This window comes from Nitrospirae bacterium CG2_30_53_67 (assembly GCA_001873285.1).
In the GTDB taxonomy this organism is placed as follows: Bacteria; CG2-30-53-67; CG2-30-53-67; order CG2-30-53-67; family CG2-30-53-67; genus CG2-30-53-67.
The window spans coordinates 1-19,018 of sequence record MNYV01000074.1; the positions used below are offsets into that span (position 1 = coordinate 1).

At 52.5% G+C, this 19,018-nt stretch carries 18 protein-coding genes and 1 pseudogene; 11 read left to right on the forward strand and 8 right to left on the reverse strand.

Annotated elements, in window-relative coordinates; all coding sequences use genetic code 11:
- The 5 genes from AUK29_04055 to AUK29_04075 all read left to right on the forward strand — a co-directional run.
- Positions 1-690: 3-deoxy-D-manno-octulosonate cytidylyltransferase (locus AUK29_04055; GenBank protein ID OIP64608.1), on the forward strand; the 690-nt coding region annotated here is incomplete at its 5' end.
- A 205-nt stretch (positions 691-895) separates the two neighbouring features.
- Positions 896-2,548, forward strand: coding sequence for a CTP synthase (locus tag AUK29_04060; protein OIP64609.1), 1,653 nt, complete (start codon positions 896-898; stop codon positions 2,546-2,548).
- Between the two features lie 181 nt (positions 2,549-2,729).
- Complete coding sequence (locus tag AUK29_04065; GenBank protein ID OIP64610.1) at positions 2,730-3,569, forward strand: 3-deoxy-8-phosphooctulonate synthase; 840 nt, start codon at positions 2,730-2,732, stop codon at positions 3,567-3,569.
- 82 nt (positions 3,570-3,651) lie between these two features.
- Positions 3,652-4,641, forward strand: coding sequence for a D-arabinose 5-phosphate isomerase (locus AUK29_04070; GenBank protein OIP64611.1), 990 nt, complete (start codon positions 3,652-3,654; stop codon positions 4,639-4,641).
- A gap of 30 nt (positions 4,642-4,671) precedes the next feature.
- Positions 4,672-5,853, forward strand: a complete 1,182-nt coding sequence (locus AUK29_04075) for a hypothetical protein (GenBank protein ID OIP64612.1) — start codon at positions 4,672-4,674, stop codon at positions 5,851-5,853.
- A 3-nt stretch (positions 5,854-5,856) separates the two neighbouring features.
- Here AUK29_04075 and AUK29_04080 read toward each other — a convergent pair whose 3' ends face one another.
- A complete protein-coding gene (locus tag AUK29_04080) occupies positions 5,857-6,648 on the reverse strand; it encodes a nucleoside triphosphate pyrophosphohydrolase (GenBank protein OIP64625.1) in 792 nt (263 codons plus the stop codon).
- Positions 6,649-6,846: 198 nt separating this feature from the next.
- On the opposite strand from AUK29_04080, the gene AUK29_04085 reads away from it, so the two are divergent.
- On the forward strand, positions 6,847-8,361 hold the full coding sequence (locus AUK29_04085; GenBank protein OIP64613.1) for a hypothetical protein: 1,515 nt from the start codon (positions 6,847-6,849) through the stop codon (positions 8,359-8,361).
- A gap of 644 nt (positions 8,362-9,005) precedes the next feature.
- On the opposite strand, the gene AUK29_04090 is transcribed toward AUK29_04085, so the two are convergent.
- The 3 genes from AUK29_04090 to AUK29_04100 form a co-directional block, all read right to left on the reverse strand.
- Complete coding sequence (locus AUK29_04090; protein OIP64614.1) at positions 9,006-9,329, reverse strand: hypothetical protein; 324 nt, start codon at positions 9,327-9,329, stop codon at positions 9,006-9,008.
- Positions 9,302-9,703: a hypothetical protein gene (locus tag AUK29_04095; protein OIP64615.1), complete on the reverse strand. Its 402-nt coding sequence runs from the start codon at positions 9,701-9,703 to the stop codon at positions 9,302-9,304. The genes AUK29_04090 and AUK29_04095 overlap by 28 nt, the downstream gene beginning before the upstream one ends.
- Positions 9,704-9,913: 210 nt before the next feature.
- Positions 9,914-10,153: a hypothetical protein gene (locus AUK29_04100; protein ID OIP64616.1), complete on the reverse strand. Its 240-nt coding sequence runs from the start codon at positions 10,151-10,153 to the stop codon at positions 9,914-9,916.
- 186 nt (positions 10,154-10,339) lie between these two features.
- On the opposite strand from AUK29_04100, the gene AUK29_04105 reads away from it, so the two are divergent.
- From AUK29_04105 to AUK29_04120, 4 genes are all read left to right on the forward strand, one after another.
- Positions 10,340-10,603: a hypothetical protein gene (locus tag AUK29_04105; protein OIP64617.1), complete on the forward strand. Its 264-nt coding sequence runs from the start codon at positions 10,340-10,342 to the stop codon at positions 10,601-10,603.
- A gap of 77 nt (positions 10,604-10,680) precedes the next feature.
- The gene (locus AUK29_04110; protein ID OIP64618.1) at positions 10,681-12,786 is read left to right on the forward strand and encodes a translation elongation factor G; all 2,106 of its coding nucleotides are present in this window, start codon (positions 10,681-10,683) and stop codon (positions 12,784-12,786) included.
- 165 nt (positions 12,787-12,951) lie between these two features.
- Positions 12,952-13,272: an integration host factor subunit alpha gene (locus AUK29_04115; protein OIP64619.1), complete on the forward strand. Its 321-nt coding sequence runs from the start codon at positions 12,952-12,954 to the stop codon at positions 13,270-13,272.
- A gap of 63 nt (positions 13,273-13,335) precedes the next feature.
- Positions 13,336-13,674, forward strand: coding sequence for a MerR family transcriptional regulator (locus AUK29_04120; GenBank protein OIP64620.1), 339 nt, complete (start codon positions 13,336-13,338; stop codon positions 13,672-13,674).
- A gap of 26 nt (positions 13,675-13,700) precedes the next feature.
- Here AUK29_04120 and AUK29_04125 read toward each other — a convergent pair whose 3' ends face one another.
- From AUK29_04125 to AUK29_04140, 4 genes are all read right to left on the reverse strand, one after another.
- On the reverse strand, positions 13,701-14,885 hold the full coding sequence (locus AUK29_04125) for a hypothetical protein (protein ID OIP64621.1): 1,185 nt from the start codon (positions 14,883-14,885) through the stop codon (positions 13,701-13,703).
- A gap of 3 nt (positions 14,886-14,888) precedes the next feature.
- Positions 14,889-15,845, reverse strand: coding sequence for a quinolinate synthase (locus tag AUK29_04130; GenBank protein ID OIP64622.1), 957 nt, complete (start codon positions 15,843-15,845; stop codon positions 14,889-14,891).
- Positions 15,842-17,353, reverse strand: a complete 1,512-nt coding sequence (locus AUK29_04135) for a hypothetical protein (protein OIP64623.1) — start codon at positions 17,351-17,353, stop codon at positions 15,842-15,844. Before AUK29_04135 ends, AUK29_04130 begins: the two co-directional genes overlap by 4 nt.
- Before the next feature lie 275 nt (positions 17,354-17,628).
- Positions 17,629-18,267: a hypothetical protein gene (locus tag AUK29_04140; protein ID OIP64624.1), complete on the reverse strand. Its 639-nt coding sequence runs from the start codon at positions 18,265-18,267 to the stop codon at positions 17,629-17,631.
- A 325-nt stretch (positions 18,268-18,592) separates the two neighbouring features.
- Here AUK29_04140 and AUK29_04145 point away from each other — a divergent pair.
- Positions 18,593-19,018 (forward strand): annotated as a pseudogene (locus AUK29_04145) (hypothetical protein).

A 19,018-nucleotide genomic window follows, 5' to 3' on the forward strand; every position in this document is an offset into this window, starting at 1 on the left:
AGGCCCATGATTCAATGGGTCTATGAACGGGTGAGCCGTGCTTCTCTAATTCAAGATGTGATCGTGGCCACGGATGACCGCAGGATCCGAGATGCGGTGCTGGCATTCGGCGGGCGGTGCGTGATGACGTCTCCTTCGCATGTAACAGGCACGGACCGGCTTGCCGAGGCGGCCCAGGATTTGAAGGCCGGCATCATCGTCAATGTCCAGGGGGATGAGCCGTTGATCGAACCCGGTGTCATAGACGCCTGCATCCGCCCCATGATGGATGGAGGGGCCTTCCCGGCGGCGACCCCATGTACAAGAATTAAGTCCAGAGATGAGCTGATCAATCCCGACGTGGTCAAGGTGGTTATGGACCGGGACGGGTTTGCGCTCTATTTCTCCAGATCCCCGATCCCCTATGACCGGGATCACGGCCCGATCGAAGTGGATGTGACTGGGAACCTCTTTTTCAAGCATATCGGGATTTATGTCTATCGGAGGGATTTTCTGCTGAAGTACAGCCGCATGGCGCCGACGCCGCTCGAGGTTCGGGAGAAGCTGGAACAGTTGAGAATCCTGGAAAACGGGTACAAGATTCGGGTGGTGGAGACCGAGTACGATTCGATCTCCGTGGATACGGAGGAGGATTTAAGGAGGGTGCAGGACCTCAGTCGTCATTGTCGGGTCCCCGGTGTCATCCCCTGATCCCGATGTCATTCCCCGATCCAGTTGTCATCCCCCGACTCGATCGGGGGATCCACCCTTCGGCAGGCTCAGGGTGACAATTGTCATGGTGAGCTTGTCGAACCATGGATTCTCCGGTCAAGCCGGAGAATGACGCGCTCAGGGGGCCGGAGAATGACAAAAGGAGTTTATTGAACAGGTTGAACAGTTTTGTTGGAGTTCTATTATGGCAGTAAAATTTATCTTCGTGACCGGCGGGGTGGTCTCCTCCCTGGGCAAAGGGCTGGCCTCGGCTTCCATGGGGGCTCTCCTCGAGAGCCGGGGGCTCACGGTGACTCTGCAGAAGCTCGATCCTTATATCAATGTTGATCCGGGAACCATGAGCCCGTTTCAGCACGGAGAGGTGTATGTCACCGACGATGGGACCGAGACCGACCTGGACCTGGGGCATTATGAGCGGTTCACCCATGCCAAGCTGACCCGCAACAGCAACTATACCACGGGGAAGATCTACTATTCGGTCATCATGAAGGAGCGCCGAGGGGACTACCTCGGAGGGACGGTGCAGGTCGTACCCCATATCACCAACGAGATCAAGGAATCCATCCTCTCCGCTGCGCACGACGTGGACGTGATGATCGTGGAGATCGGAGGGACCATCGGGGATATTGAGTCTCTCCCTTTCCTGGAAGCCATCCGGCAGTTCCGGCAGGACGTGGGCCGCCGGAATGTGATCTATGTTCACCTGACCCTGGTCCCCTATATCCGTGCGGCAGGGGAGCTCAAGAGCAAGCCGACTCAGCACAGTGTCAAGGAACTCCTTCAGATCGGAATACAGCCTGATATCCTCCTTTGCCGGACCGAGCACTCCCTGCCCGACGATCTGAAGAAGAAGATCGCCCTTTTCTGTAATGTGGACCACGATGCGGTGATTGCGGCCATGGATGTGGAGACCATCTATGAGGTTCCCCTGATTCTGCACCGTGATGGGCTGGATGACAAGATCATGGAACTGCTCGCTCTGGAGAATGGGAAACAGGACCTGACGGCATGGGAGGATCTGGTTGAGCGGATCAAACATCCCGCATACAATGTCACGATCGGTCTGGTTGGGAAATACGTGGATCTTCGTGAATCCTACAAGAGCCTGAACGAGGCCCTGACCCACGGCGGTGCGGCCAACGATGCGAGGGTCAACATCAAGTGGGTGGATGCCGAAGAGATAGAGATGCACGGGGCCGAGATGCACCTGCATGACGTGGACGGGATTCTGGTTCCGGGAGGTTTCGGGGACCGAGGGATCGAAGGGAAGATCGCCGCCGTCAATTATGCGAGGACTCAGAAGATCCCCTTCTTCGGGATCTGCCTGGGGATGCAGTGCGCGGTGATCGAGTTCGCCCGCTATGTATGCCGTCTCGAATATGCCAACAGCTCGGAGTTTGATCCGGCCACGCCCCATCCGGTGATTTACCTTTTGGAGAAGTGGAGGGATTTTAAGAACAACTCCATTCAGGAACGAAGCGAAAGTTCGGACAAAGGGGGGACCATGCGTCTGGGGGCCTACCCGTGCGTCCTCTCCGAGGGGTCCTTCTCCTATGAGGCCTACGGGAGCCGGGAGATCTCCGAGCGGCACCGCCACCGCTATGAGTTCAACAACCAGTATCAGAATATTTTAAAGGAGCATGGACTGCAGATCGCAGGGGTTTCCCCGGACGGGGAGCTTGTGGAAATGATCGAGGTAAAGGATCACCCATGGTTTGTGGGCTGCCAGTTCCATCCGGAATTCAAATCCAGACCTATGAATGCGCATCCCCTGTTCCGTGCATTTGTGAAGGCTTCTCTGCTGCATAAGCAGAGGCAGGGTGTGAGTGTCAAGTAATGAGGGTCATTTCCGAGGATATTGGTTGAGAGTTATGGGTTCAAGGGTCCGAGGGGTCAAGGGGCCAAGTGAACCACTCAAACTACTTGAATCCTTGAATCCTGAGATACTCAAACTCTTCTAACCTACTAAAAGAGAGAAGAACCAAGGATGAAAGGAAGAAGAACCGGGGATTACTGATATGACTGCTATAGTAAAGATCGGGCCGGTTACCGTCGGGGGAGGCGCTCCCCTGGTCCTGATCGCGGGCCCCTGCGTGATCGAAAGTGAAGCCTTGACCATGAAGACAGCCGAGGCCCTGAAGAAGACGGCCGAAGATGCGGGGATTTCCCTGATCTTCAAATCATCTTATGACAAGGCCAACCGGTCTTCTTACTCATCCTTCCGGGGGCCGGGCCTGAAGGCCGGGCTCAAGATCCTGCAGCGGGTTCGCGAGGAGCTTTCCCTTCCCGTCGTTTCTGATGTCCATGTTCAAGAGGAGATCCATCAGGCCGCGGAGGTCCTGGACGTGCTTCAAATTCCAGCGTTCCTGTGCAGGCAGACCGATTTCGTCATGCAGGTTGCCCGTGCCGGCCGGCCGGTCAATGTGAAAAAGGGGCAGTTCATGGCGCCTTGGGATATGAAAAATGTGGTAGAGAAGATCCGGCATGCAGGAAACCAAAGGGTGATGATCACCGAGCGGGGGACCAGCTTCGGATACAACAATCTTGTGGCCGACATGCGTGCGCTTCCGATCCTGCGCGGGTTTGATGTGCCCGTGATCTTCGACGGTACGCACAGCGTGCAGCTTCCCGGCGGTCAGGGGACCTCTTCCGGCGGGCAGCGGGAGTTTGTGCCTTTTCTTACGCGCGCGGCCGTTGCCGCCGGTGTGGACGGGATCTTCCTGGAGGTTCATCCGGAGCCTGATAAGGCTTTGTCCGACGGTCCCAATATGCTCCCTTTGAAAGACCTCCCGGACCTTTTGTCCCAAGTCAAGGAGATTGATGATATGATCAGGAGAGGAAGGGAAAACATAGGATGATTTTGTGAGGTATTAAATCCTAAATAGGATTTAGAATTTATAAACCTCTCCACCTATATTGCCTTAGGAGGCTGGAAGCGGAATGAAGCCTAAAAATCGAGACGTGATTGCAACGGCGAAGAAGGCCCTTAAGATCGAGGCCGAGGCCATTCTCGCCATGATGGACCGAGTGGATGAGCGCTTCAGCCAGGCGGTCCAAGCCATTTACGACTGCAAGGGCCGGGTGGTCGTGACCGGTATGGGAAAGTCAGGCCATATCGCCAGGAAAATCGCTTCCACTTTCTCCAGCACCGGGACCCCGGCCTTGTTTTTCCATCCGGCCGAGGGGGTGCACGGCGACCTGGGGATGATCGTTAAAGGTGATGTGGTCCTGGCCCTCTCCAACAGCGGCGAGACCGAAGAGTTGTCCGTGATCCTCCCCCTGATCAAACGCCAGGGAAATGTCCTGATCGCCATGACCGGGGATGCCGGTTCTACCCTTGCGAAACGGAGCGATATCGTACTTGATGTCGGGGTAAAGAAAGAGGCCTGCCCTTTGGATCTTGCCCCCACGGCAAGCACCACCGCGGCCCTGGCCATGGGCGATGCCCTGGCCGCGGCCCTGCTGGATAAAAGGGGATTCAAGGCCGAAGATTTTGCCCTGTTGCATCCCGGCGGGACCCTGGGTAAGAAACTCCTGCTCAAGGTTTCGGATGTGATGCACGTCGGGAATGAAGTGCCGAAGGTCAAGGTTTCCGACCTCATGAAGGACGTCATTTATGAGATCACTTCAAAGAAACTCGGGATGACGACCGTCGTGAGCGAAAAGGGTGAATTCAAGGGGATCATCACCGACGGGGACTTAAGGAGATTCCTGGAGAAAGAGATCGGCAAAAGGTCCGATCCTCTCTCAAAAAAGGCCGGAGACGTGATGACCAGGAGCCCCAAGACCATCGAGAAGGACGCATTGGCCGCCAAGGCCGTCCAGATCATGGAGAGCTACTCCATTACCTCCCTGGTCATCCTGAACCATTCAAAGGAACCGGCAGGTGTGGTCCATCTGCATGATCTGTTAAAGGCCGGAGTCGTATAGACTCCGTCGGATTCAAAAAGGAGGGGAGAAATGGCTGAGAACCGAGAGGTGAAGATACAATCCGAGATCGGTAAGCTTCTGCTTCGTGAATCCAGGGACAGAGAGAAATTTATTCAAAAGGTGGAAAATCTTGCCGCCCGGTTGGGTGATGATCTTTATCCTTCCCTGTTCTTTACCACAGCCCACCTCGAGTTTGAGAAAAAGGCGGCAAAGAGACACTGGAAGGAGGTTATGCGCCACTGGGAAAGGATGAGTCTGAATGTAAAACGAGAGATGGATTTCCGCGTAGCCCTCCTCGATTATTTCATAGACATCAACAAGAGGATCAGGAATCCGAAGATCATCGAGATCAAGATATTTCAGAAAACTCAACAGGAGACCCTTGTCGACGAGCTGACCCAGCTTTACAATTACCGCTATTTTATCAAGTCTATGGACCAGGAGATCGTGAGGGCGAGACGCTATCATTCGCCGCTGACTCTGGTGATGTTTGATGTGGATGATTTCAAACATTATAATGATGCCAACGGCCACCTTTCAGGAAACAAATCCTTGAGAAGGCTTGCCCAGATCATCAGGAATAGTGTCAGAAACGTGGATGTCGTGGCCCGATACGGAGGGGAGGAGTTCGCCCTGATCCTGCCGGAGACCAACAAGGAAGGGGGGCTGGTCATCGCCGACCGTATCCGTGAAAAGGTCGAACGGAGCGCTTTTTTGAAAGGGGAAAAACAGCCGCTTAAGAAATTTACCATCAGCGGAGGGATCGCCACCTTGAATGTGGATGCGGGAAGAGCGTCGGAGCTGATCAAGAAGGCCGATCAGGCCCTCTACCGCGCCAAGGCAAGGGGAAAAAACCAGGTCGCGTTTTATATTGATGAAAAGAGAGATTACGAGCGGGTATTGGTTGCCCTCTCCGGCCGGCTCACCGTAGCCTCGGATTCCGGTGATATCTTTCAGGTCATCAACATCAGCGAAGGAGGCCTCCTCTTCCATTTTCAGAAGGCCCTTGCTGTGGGATCGATTCTCCATCTCTTCCTGAATCTGCCGGAACGAAAGAGGCCCATCAATTGTAAGGCCAAGGTCAGGCGTGTGGAAGAAGTGAAAAAGAATAAGACATACGAGATCGGCGTAAGCATCACCCAGATCCGGGAACCTGATAAGAAAGCCCTGAGACGCCTGATCCATATTTTCAAGGAGAAAAAAGCGGAATAATAATCACTGACTCTTTTCCAGGCTCTTTGCTTCCTCCCAGAGACGGTCCATCTCTTGAAGAGAAAGCGTATGGAGTTTCAACTCGTTCCGGACGGCGTACTCTTCGATATACTGGAACCGGGAGATGAAACGCTGTGTGGACTTTCTCAGGGCGTCTTCCGAACTGACCCGGATGAACCGGGAGAGATTCACGAGAGCGAAGAGGATATCTCCGAGTTCGTGTTCGATCTCCGATGGATCGTTTTTCTTTAAGGCATGTTTCAGCTCTTGAAACTCTTCCTCCACCTTATTGAGGACCTCGGAGGTTTCTTTCCAGTCAAATCCGACGCGGGCGGCCCGGTCCTGAAGGCGGCCCGCCCTGATCAGGGCGGGAAGGGCCTGCGGGATCCCATCGAGGATAGACCGCCGCTCCTTGCCTTTCTTCTCCTCCCGCTTGATCTGTTCCCAGCGGTGGAGCACCTCTTCGGCGTTCTCCGCCTTTTCATCCCCGAATACGTGCGGGTGCCTTCTTAAAAGCTTTTCGTTGATCCCCTGAACCACATCCTCAAAGGAAAAGGCCTGTTCTTCCCTTCCGATCTGGGAAAGAAAGACGATCTGGAGGAGCAGGTCCCCCAACTCTTCTCTGACCCGATCCTTGTCTCCGCTTTCGATCGCCTCCAGCACCTCGTAGGTCTCCTCGATCAGAAAGGGTTTGAGTGATTCCATGGTCTGCTTCCTGTCCCAGGGGCAGCCCTTGTCGGAGCGAAGCTGGTCCATGATGGATAGAAGCTTGTTCATTCCGGTCTGATGGTACATAAAATGAATCATAGAACTTTCATCAGATGGAGTCAATAAACGAATTTTTATTGTTCCTGAAATAAAAAAATGTTATTAAAGCATCTTCATGCTTGACAATTTTTTCATAACCCTGTATTTTAGAGCCGAAATGTAACGCTTATCAACGTAAGAAGAAGGTTTATTTTACATGAGCAAGATCTGAAAAGGAAAATGGTCATGGCCTCGTATACATGGATGAAAAGGTTTTTTTCTCTGTTTTTTGCCTTATGGCTTCCGATGCTGCTCCTGTCGTGCGGCGGGGGCGGGGGCGGCGGCGGGACAGTCAACAATCCATCGGCCACGCTTCAGACCAATACGGTCCAGGCCGGAAGCGTGGCGGTACTCCTGACGGACAACCCCACGGACGAGTTCTCTGAAATCAACATTACCGTCACCGGGGTTGAGCTTCTCTCGGATGAGGCCAAGGTCATGCTTTTTTCCGGAGAAAAGACCTTTGATCTGCTCAAACTGCAGAATGAATCGAGCCTCTTCTCGGTCAGCAGCGATGTTCCGCCGGCCTGGTACAACAAGATCCGTCTTCATGTGAGCAAAATGGAACTGGTCAGAAGAGATATGGACGGCAACATCATCGAGGTGATCGAGCCCAAACTGACCGGGAACGGAAAGCTCGACCTGAACCCGAGGGGGCCTTTTCTGGTCGAACCCGGCGGGACCCTGATCCTGCAGATCGACATAGATGCCCAGAAATCCATCCATATCACTGATGCCGGTGAAAGCAGCCAATATGTCTTCCGCCCGGTGGTCTTCGTCGATATCATCGGCGGGCAATATACCGGAAAGCTCGTGAGGGTGGAAGGGCTGGTCAAAGAACTCAACCCGGAAAACCGGACCTTTGACCTCTGCCCGTCCGACACAAGCTTCCGGGCCGAGTCCGTACCGCAGAACAAGGATTACGATGGGAATCCGGAACAGTTGACAGAGGGCTGCGTGGCCGTCCACGTTTCTGATACGACGTCCCTCTTTGACGCAGAGGGAGATCCCGCTCCCGTCATAGACATCAAGAATGGGGACTTTGTCTCGGCTATCGGCCATTTTCAAGCCTTGGAGGATGACCCTGGAGAAGATCATCACATGCTGGACCTGGACGCCGAGGTGATCGAGATCGGCCCATTTTTCAGCCTGGCAGGGACCATCCACTCGTCACCCGATGTTACGGAGACCTTTGAATTTGACATCAGTCCTGAACAGGGCTTCCTTCTGAACGGGCCGGTGAAGGCCCTGCTTCAGAACGGCACAAAGATCTTTTCCGATTCAGGCATCGAACTTTCGGCATCGGATATCAGGCAGGGCATGTCCGCAAAGATAGACGGCATCCTGGTGCTCTCGGACACGGAACCCGACCTGCTCAAGGCCGCTTTGATCATCCTGAACACAACCGAGGCGCCTCCGCTCACAGAGATACAGGGAACAGCCTCGAACGTGGACTACGAAAACCGGGGCTTTGACCTCATCACGTCGACCCAGACGGTCTGCGTCAAGGTTCCCATGGACACATTGATTTTTCTGATTCCTTCAGATGACGAAATTCAGGCCTCCTCCGAAGGAAATGTCGAATTTGAATACCTGAAGGATGAAGACAAAGTCAAGGTCTCCGGCGTCTTCGATGCCACGGAGTGCCTGGTGGCCCAGACCATCTGGATCCAGACCAACTCACCCATTGTCATAGATTAGATCTACTCATCTTCGCTTTTTTTTGGTTTTTGGGGGACACCCATTAACGCTCAGGATGATTTTGAAAGGCGGTGACGAGTATACTTACCCCGTAACCGCTGCGAACCATATCAGGACATCCCTTACCGTGGGAAAGAAGAGAAACAGATGGAAGCTCGTGTCCTTCGGCAGTCCTCATAGTCCGTTTCAAGCAAAATAGAGAAAGCGCCCATCTTACCTGACTGAACACGTAACAAGTGAAGGCCAGAGGGTCAAAAGTGAAGGCCAGAGTGAAGGCCAGAGGGTCAAATCTTTTATATTGACAAGTCATGAAGCGTTTATCAACACTATGTCAACATTAAAGACTCTCAGAAACACTCAGAAACTCATGTAAAGAAAATATATGGATAAGAAAATGCATGCGCTGATTCTGAGTACAGAGTAAAGGCAATGACAGGAGTTGATCCGACTATTCATAGTTTCGATGTCGAAGCGATACAAGAAGGTGATCATTCAATAGAAAAATTGACCACTATGGGACTGGCTTGGATAAACAAGGCGAACCCATGAATAAAAAACTGGATGGATTGTGCCCGAATTTAGTATGCATGTCTTTGGGAACGTTTTTACTTTAGAACCGTCCCAAGCAAGGTCCTCAAAATCCCTTATGCTGCCTTCATCTCGATACCCTTGGTTCTGATTTCATAGATCAAAGGAATCCAAGTGTCATTGTTGTAAGACTCAAGAGAGATGGGTACGGGCTCAATCCTGGGATCAATTTGGCTGGCAATTTCAAAAAGCTTGGCACTCCCGGCATAGCCTTTCTTCCCGAAATCAGGTGATACGACGGCAACATCAATATCACTGTACTCATGAGCCCGTCCTGAAACCCTCGATCCGTAAATAATCACCTTGGAGACCTTAATCTTGTGTCTCTTCAGTTCCGTGACAAAGGCCTTTACTATTCTGACAATTTCTTTTTCAACCATTTATAGACCTCTCTGATATCCTGCATTTTTCTGTCGGCAAATTGTTTCGTGCATTTCTCATAAAAGCGCGTTTGCTGCCTTGGGTATCTTGCTTCGAAATGGAATTCCATGAAGGCCGCGAGTTTTTTCATGATCTTTTGCGGGATCCCGGTATCTATCTGGCCTGCAAGCAGAGGCAAAGAATGCGTATACGGGGCATGTTTACGTGTGGTTCTGACGACAAGGGCCTTCAGTAATTTTTCAAGTGCCAGATGACCGATAAACAGGGCATATGGATATTTCTTCTTTTCATAGAGCGCCTTTGCCACATCCAGATCATATTCTGCACCTTCCAACCAGTATTGAACAGTCTTTTCGATATCAAATTTCAGCAAATCAGACCTCCCATCCACAATTGGGCGTCTCTGGTCATTTCATCCATGCAGCCGTATGGCCGTCTTCTGCTCTTTGGGTGATCTTCCGTCTCCGTTATTATTATTGTTCCAGTTCTCAACAGTCAAGACAAATCTTCAAATGACTTTTTTCCACAACCCGATGGGCCGGTAGCAAGTGATCAGCCGTCAGCCTCCACTTAAAAAACGAATCTATTTGATCCATACGGTCTGGATGTTCACAAACTCCTTGATGCCGTAGTGGGAAAGCTCGCGGCCGTATCCCGAGTCCTTGATCCCGCCGAAGGGGAGCCGAGGGTCGCTCGCCACCATACCGTTGACGAAAACCGCCCCGGCTTCGATGCGGCGGGCCGGCGCCTCACCTTTTTCTTTGTCCCGGATTCTTATGGTTTCGCAAGCGATTCTCCGTCCGATCCATGGCTTGAGAATCACGGGATGAAGTTGATTTCAGGAACCCTATCGCTTGAATCCAGACGCAGCCTGGAGAAGATGAGGATGTGCTTTCAGGTTTCGGCAGTTAAAAAAATCGGTTTTTACCCATGAAATTTCTTGAAATTGTTGAAAAAATAAATTAGACTGTGACTGGATTGTTGAGCCATATGGCATGAGGAGAATTCTATGAAGATTACAGATCATAATAAAGCCAAACGGCTTGCCCGCACGATCCTCTCGGATATCGCTCTTTACAACAAGTCCAAGATTGAAAAAGGGATCAAAAACGACAATCTTTTCGATCTGCTGAAGGAGGATCTGGATAAGGGTCTTGAACTTTACCGGAGCCGCGTGGCGCCCGAGATTACGGATCATACCAACTATTACAATCATGCCGTGGTGGATATTCTGGTCAGGAAGGGAGGGAATATAGAGTCTGATATCTGGTAGTCCCTGCCTGCGCCACCGCGGGGGAGCGGTGTCTGGTTTTAAAGTCCGTTTGCAATTTTTTGGCTGAGAGGTGATCTATGGCAAAGCTGGATCCGTCTTCTGTCCGCAATCTGGGTATGATAGGGCATGGGGGGGTAGGTAAGACCTCGCTTGGTGAGGCCATGCTCTTCAATACGAAAGTCACCACCCGTTTGAACCGTGTTGACGATCACAATTCCATTCTTGACTTTCTTCCCGAAGAGATCGATAGAAAAAGCACCATTTCTTCATCCATGGCCATGGTCCCATGGAACGGGACCGACCTCTATTTCATGGATACGCCGGGCTATACCAACTTTCTGGCCGACACCAAGGGTGTGCTCAAGGCCATGGACTCGGCCCTCGTTCTTCTGAGCGCGGTTTCCGGGGTCAAGGTGGAAACCGAGAAGGTCTGGAGTTATGCCATGGAGTATGGAATCCCGAAGATGGTTTTCATCAACAAGATGGACAGGGACCGGGCCGACTTTTACAGGGCCTTGGAGAGCATGGAGTCCATTCTGAAGAAGACCCCCCTGGTTATCACACTCCCCATAGGCAAAGAGGCAGGTTTCAAGGGGGTCTTCAACCTTCTGAGCATGAAGGCCTGTGAATATGCTGAAAACGGCTCCGGGACCTTCAGCACGACCTCCGAGGTTCCGCAGGAGTTGAAGGACCAGGTGGAGCATTACCGTGAGCAGCTCGTTGAGACTGCGGTGGAGAACGACGATCAACTCCTGGAACGATACCTGGAGGGGGGAGAGATCAAAGACCAGGAACTCCTCTCCGCCATTTCCAAAGGAACTCTTCATGGCAAATTTGTTCCGGTTTATTGCGGTTCAGCGGTTAAGAATATCGGTGTTCATCAGCTTATGGACGGTCTGGTCTCCTTTCTCCCGTCCCCAGGGCAAAGCGCCGAGGTGAACCCGATCAAAGGGACCAACTCCAGGTCTTCCGAAGAGGTGACCCGGCGTCCTTCCCCTGAGGAGCCTTTTTCCGCCCAGGTCTTCAAGACCATTGTGGACCCCTTCACCGGAAAACTTTCACTTTTCAGGGTCTATTCCGGCGTCCTGCATTCTGATTCCACGGTTTTAAACGCCAACCGGGACGAGAAGGAACGGGTGGGACACCTTTTTTGCCTGTATGGAAAAGATCAGAAACCCGTGGATGAAATCGGACCTGGACAGCTCGGCGCCGTAGCCAAACTCAAGAATACATCCACCGGGGATACTCTTTGTGACGATAAGGCCCCGATCAAACTTTCTCCGCTCATTTTTCCTGAGCCCATCATTTCCTATGCCATAGAACCCAAGTCCAAAGGGGATGAAGACAAACTGAGCAATGCCCTCCATCGGATCAGTGAGGAGGAACCGACCCTGAGGGTCCATCGTCATGAGGAGACCATGGAGTTGATCGCCTCGGTCATGGGCGAGGTGCATATGGAGGTCATCCTTTCCGCCCTGAAACGAAAGTTCGGTGTGGAGGTGACCCTCAAGGCGCCCAGGATCCCTTACAAGGAGACGATCCGGAAAAAAGTGGAGGTCCAGGGCAAGTACAAGAAACAATCCGGGGGACGGGGCCAGTACGGGGATGTCTGGATCCGTTTTAAACCTCTTCCGAGGGGGGGAGGCTTCCAGTTCCAGGATGAGATTGTGGGAGGGGTGGTGCCCAGGCAATATATCCCTGCCGTGGAAAAAGGGCTGCTGGATGCGATCAAGAGCGGTCCCCTGGCCGGGTCTCCGATTGTGGATGTCCAGGCCGCCCTTTACTATGGATCCTACCATGACGTGGATTCCTCTGAAATGGCCTTCAAGATTGCAGCCTCCATGGCCCTGAAAAAGGCCTGGGCCGAGGCCGATCCGGTTCTTCTGGAACCGATCATGAAACTTCAGGTCATCGTGCCGGATGAGTTTATCGGAGGCGTCATCAGCGATCTGAATTCCAAGCGGGGCAAGGTCCTCGGGTTTGAAACCAGAGGAGTGACTCAGGTGGTAACCGCTTTGATCCCCATGGCTGAAACCCTCCAGTATTCTGCCTCATTGCGGTCTATCACTGGTGGAAGAGGTTATTTCGAAATGGGTTTTGACCATTATGAAGAACTCCCCGCACACCTGTCAGAGAAGGTGATCGAGGCAGAGAGAAAGGTAAAGGAGAAGGTACAGGAGTAAGGTATCCCGTTTACGTGATAGGGGAGGCCCCCTTTTCAGGGCATGAGCAAAAATCTCTAAGTATTGAATAAAACGAAAAAACTTGACTTTCTGCAGGAGGATATAGTATTTTTAAATAAAGGCTTTATGGTTTCTTCCGTGCGGAATGATCGGGGAGGAAAATGAATGACCAAGGCAGACATTGTAGAGGAAGTCTATAGCAGAGTCGGATTTTCCAAGAAAGAATCTGCGGAAGTTGTTGAAACCGTTATGGAAACGATAAAAAAGACATTAGAAGGCGGCAAAACGGTTAAAATAGCCGGCTTCGGAAACTTTGTGATCCGCAGCAAGGGATCCAGAAAAGGGCGGAATCCCAAGACCGGCCAGGAAATAGAGATTACACCGCGGCGTGTGGTGACGTTCAAACCCAGCCAAGTCCTGAAAGAGCATATCTTAAACTATAAACCCTCCGGTGGTGAGTCGGCTGAGGGGGGTGAACCTGCTTAGTGGCCCTATTCGTAAATACGGTGACGTATTTTTCTATTGATGATGAATTCTTTTTTTTAAACCATGCAAAAAATACCGAACAAATTCTTCTTTCGAATCGGCGAGGTCAGCAAGCTGACCGGCGTTGAACCGCATGTCCTCCGCTATTGGGAGACCGAGTTCAAGAGCCTGCACCCGAAAAAGAATAAGGCCGGCCAGCGGGTCTATAAGAAAAAGGACGTCATGCTGATCCTGAGCATCAAGGAGCTCCTCTATCAGCAGAAATATACCATCGCCGGCGCCAAGAAAAGGATCGAATCGGAGCAGGATCTTAACGTCCTCTCCGTATCCAACCCCGGTCTCAAAGACACCCTCCATGAAGTGAAGGAAGAGCTGAAGGAAGTCCTCAAGGTTCTTTCATAATGGCGTTTGACATCTCTATCTCTTCGTTACGGCAGGTCACCGGTATTCATCTCCGCGCCTGGATCAGGATCTTGATCTTTTCTTAAAAGGATATAGAGCTTCCCTCCGGATTTGAGATGCCCTGCCGTGGCCGCGGCAGAATCGCCCTCTCCGAGAAAGATGTCAACCCTCTGATGCCCCCGAATGGCTCCACCTGTATCCTGGCTCACGGCAAATCCCCCCCGCTCTTGCCATCCATTGATTTCTCCTAACTGGTTGAAGAGGGGAAAACGGGCGCTGTAATAACAGAGGCTTCCCGTGGGGATGACGGCCGGGTCCGTGGCCAGGGAGCGGTAAGGTGTAAGAACCATGTCTCCGGCCCCCTGCGGCCCGGCCTCGGTGGTTTTGAAAAAGATATACCGTTCATTGCGGTTCATGATCTCTTCCTGCTCTCCGGGGTGCAGGCGAAGATATTTTTTAATCGTCGGGAGAGTGACTTCATGGGTTTCGAGCCTCCCCTGGTTGATGAGGACCTTGCCCAGGGATGTATAGGACCGCCCGTTGCTTCCGTCGTATCGCACCCGGACCGTGCTTCCGTCAGGAAGGCGGATGATCCCGGACCCTTGAACATGGAGAAAAAAACGCTCAACCGGATCATCGAGGTAGAGGAGTTCCAGACCTCGGCCGGATAATGTCCCCTGGGTGTCGATCTCCTTCCGGGTAAAATGACCCTGCTTCGCCGAGGAAAAGGGGATGAACCCAAGGCAGGAAGGACTGTTTTTTGTGATGAGGTCATCGGGCCTGCGGTAGAGAGGGTAGCGAAAGCGTTCAGTCGGTTTCAAGCTTCCCTGAAGCAGAGGGGAATAATATCCTGTGAATAAGATGGGGCCGGGGACCTCATACAGATCAAATGCCTGTCTAATTCGGCCGTTCAGTTCGGATGCGTCTTTGGCATCCGAGAGGATTTGGAGAAAAGAGGAGAGGGCCTCTTGGAGGTCCCTTGCGGTGCAGGATCGATTCCCGATCATGACCTGATCTTGAGGTTTTAGCCGGGACACGGCCTCAAGGGAATTTTGCACGGCGCTTTTTATGGACTCGAGGTGTCCGGTATCTTCCATGAGCGGATAGGCATCCGTTCTTGCGAACGGGATCCCGGAGGTTTTTGGGGGATGCAGAGGAATGCAGCCCTGGAGAATCATCAGAAAAAGAATAAAAAGGCACCGGCGCTTCATCCCTCATTCCCTGGGTATGGCGAGCATCCGGTCCAGCGCCGCCTTGGCGCGGACACGAATCTCTTCGGGTACGGTGATGACGGTCTCCATGGTCTCGAGCGACCGGGCCACAAGTTCGAGGGTCGTTCGCTTCATGTTCTGGCAGGTCAGTATGGGAAGGTCCCAGGGCGCGGGATCGTCGGAGAGGATGTAGAACCTCTTGCCCGGGTTCTGTTTCCGGAGATTATAGAGAAGCCCCCGTTCGGTTCCGATGATGAACTCCCTGGCCGGAGATTTCCCGGCATAGCGGAGCATGCCGGAGGTGCTGGTCACATGATCGGCGAGTTTGAGCACATCCATGGGGCATTCGGGGTGCGCCATGAACAGGGCATCCGGATGCTCGGTGCGGGCCTTCTTCACCATTTCCACGGTGACCAAATTGTGGACGATGCAAAACCCCTTCCACGCGATGATCTCCTTGCTCGTGAACTGCCGGGCATAGGCGGCCAGGTTCTTGTCCGGGATGCAGATCACCCGGTCCGAGTCCAGGGAATTGATCACGTTCACCACATTGGCCGAGGTGCAGCAGATGTCGCTTTCGGCCTTGACCGCGGCCGAGGTATTGACATAGGCCGCCACAGGCACGCCGGGGTGTTGCTCCTTCATCCTGCGCAGTTTCTCAACCGTCACCATATCGGCCATGGGGCATCCGGCGTACCAGGCCGGGAGGAGCACGGTCTTTCCCGGGTTGAGGATGGCTGCGCTTTCCGCCATGAAGTGGACGCCGCAAAAGACAATGACCTCCGCATCGGCGTCCACGGCCCGTCGGGAGAGTTCCAGGGAGTCGCCGGTGTAGTCCGCAATCTCCTGCACCTCGTCCACCTGGTAGTTGTGCGCCAGGATCACGGCGTTCCGCTTCTTTTTCAATGCCAGGACTTTATGACTGAGTTCTTCAATGACTTGTGCGGACGGTTCGTTCATTTTCCCTCCAGAATCACAGGGCTTTCACTCAATAGAATGTCCGCCGAGCCGCCGGATACGGGATAGGTCTTCATGGCGAATGCCTGGTCATCATCGGATAGATTGCGGCCGAATTCGGCGGCAGGAACGATCTCCGTGGCTGTGATGGTTGTACCCGTGAGACCCGTCAGAGTCAAAGATTTGGTATCGCCTGGAAGATAGCCGGGTTCGTCGAAGTCATCCCACCAGGCGATATAGATGGGCAGGCTGTTTTTCTCGATACGAAAAACATAAACATGCTCGCTCTCCGTGCCTTCGTGCAGAATCGTAAGGCTGCTCCAGTCCGCATCCCCCAGTTTCTCGGTCATCTTTTGATAGGTGTAATAGCCCAGTTTTTTAATACCCAGCCCCAGGTCATTCGAGCCTTCTCCATCGTAGATCAGTCCGGTGTGATCAAAGTAGCTGTCCTGGTTTTTAAATCCTTCCATCAAACCAAAAGCCGGGAAGACCTTGTCCACGCCTCGGGACAGGGGGTAGATGAATCTCTTGAAATAGTCGCCGGCTTGCTGGGCCTCGGTCTGCATGGGCTGTTCATCCGTGGGACTGCCGGAGTAGGCCCCCATCTCGGTGATCCAGATCGGTATATCGGATGGAAAGCCGTCGGTCGTGAGTGTGGATCGGATATGGTCGAGGACATCTTTGCCGCCGGCCGTCTCCCTCAGGCGGTATTCACCGAGTGCATTGCCATACCAGTGGAAATCAAAAATGTCCACGTATTGACCTCCCAATTCAGCGAGAATAGGGGCGTAGAACTGGTCAAATTCCCATATGTAATTGTATGGAAAACCTGTCGCGCCCCCGATCAGGACTTTGCAGTCAGGGCAGACCTGTTTGACGGCCTGGTAAGTGATCATCTGCAACCCGGCAAAATCCGAGCGGTTATCGTTCGTGGGTTCATTCCCGACCTGCCAGTACTTGATCGGATTGAGAAGCCCGGGCATGTCTTCTAAGCCGTCGCCATCGTATCGTTCCACGGTTGCCTTTACGAAAGCAGCATATTGAGCCTCATCAATGGGGAGCCATGAGCCGGGGAGACATCGGCCCTGGTCCATCCGCGCTTGAGGGGAGATATTCGCGATGATGCTGATATCTGTCGGGACCTTTCCATATTCATCATCATTCAGAGAAAAGTCAAAGGCGTTCACCGCAAGATCCGGCTGGATCACCGACCATAAGGCATATAATGAAGGCCGGGTGAACCTGACCCCGATATGGAGGGCATCCGTATAACCATTGTCTTGATACCCTTGCTTGGAAACCTCCGCAGGATGAAAGCCGAAGGGAGATCCTTGTTCTATACCGGAAGACGTCCCCTGCCGGTTGGTTCCGACATCCACATGGCTGCTCAGGCTGTTATGGTCTCCGTTATCGGCGCCTCCGCCGTCTCTGACTCCGCATCCTGCCATCAACAGCAGGAGAATCAGGAAGAGGAACCATGAGTGAGTGGGATGTGTCGGAATTTTTTTCATCTTGACCTTTAAAAAACGCGTTCTTTAAAAGGTTTCGGGCTCTCCTCAGGATAACAGCCATTCGGCATTCCGCTGAGAAGATGCATTTCAAAAAAAGCGGCCGGCTCTCAGACATGAGCTGACAACAAGCCCGAAAAGGGGACCGTAAGGCAGAATTCAGTCCGAACGGCCGCGATGATGGGATTATATGAATAAATGGCGATAGAGGCAAGGGAGAAATGTGAGAGCGGCATCTTCACGGCCGCCGGATGACGCGCAGCATTCAATAGGGCCGCTTACTGATCGGCGGTTTTTGGAAGGAGTTTGGAGCAGATATCATTGTACAGGGTTTGATGCCCTTCCCGTACAAACTGCTCTCTCCCGATCCGGTTCACGACCTGAATGACCTCGTTGGCCACATAGGCCTCGGTCTCGGTAAAGCGGTACTGGCCGGGATTTTCGATCTTCTGAAATTCATGGTCATAATAGCGCAGGTTCCCCATGCAACGTTTATACATGGCACAAAGAAAAACCGAATGGCTGCGAAGTTTGAAATAATATGTCTTATCGGGTTCAATAAAATTGAGGCAGGCCTCCCTGTAGATCTCAAAGAGACCCGATTCGCTGATCCCGTTGGCGCCGCTTTTATCTTCACGGGGCTTACTTTTCAGCAGGCCGTCACTCCTTCCTGCAACCGCATAAGAGCGTGAACGGTTCATGGAGAGTGAATTGAAAACCGCGACCACCTTGTTCAACGCATTCTGGCGGGTCAGAAAAGACTGCTGAAGTTTGTGCGTGGCCCGTTTCAAGTCCTCGGCGCTTTTCTTCAATTCCTCGGAAACCTTGAGATAGGGGTTTTGGAAATCGAGGGCCGGGGTCTTTTCTTTCTCCATCTTGATGATGCCGCTGAATAAGTGGAATCCCTTAAAAAACATATCTGCTCCTGAATATACTTATTTTAACATTATTGCATGAAACATGCCAAAAAGTCTATTTTTTCCTGATTTATTTTTTCCTTTTTCCCTGGAATAACTTATGCGCATTTCTGAACATTCTGCAGGTCTCCCGGCCTCGAGATGTGTGAAAAAGTTTACCATTTTTATGAAAACTTTTTCCACTTTTATCCAAACTTTTTCCACTTTTAAAAAAGACGAGTCTGTTTGACACCCCATGTGACCGGTGTTAATATGGCGAAGGCCGGAACGCAAACCCATATACAGACACGTCCGCCGCCATACCGCGGACCGATCGGAATCTGTTTTGGACTCTGAGATCAAAACCATAAAGAACCTTTTTGCCTCGTCTCTGAACATGGCCCCAGACCGGATTGAGATTCTCCCTCTTCACGGTGATGCATCGGACAGAAGATTTTTCCGCGCACGCATACCCGGAGGAGAGACTCGCGTGGTGATGCAGTTGGGAACGGACCTCCCCTCTCCGGAAGACCCGGACAGGCTCCCTTACATCAACATCCTGAACCATCTCACCCTCTGCAAGGCCGCCGTGCCGAAACTCCACCTGTACGCCCCGCAACAGGGGATCCTCATCCTCGATGACCTGGGGGAGATGACGCTGAATGACCATGTCCGCCGCTTCGGGCTCCCGGCATCGATTCCGCTCTATCGAAAGGCCATCCGGGAACTCCTGATCCTGCAGATCATCGGGACCCGGAAGGCCTGCGGACAT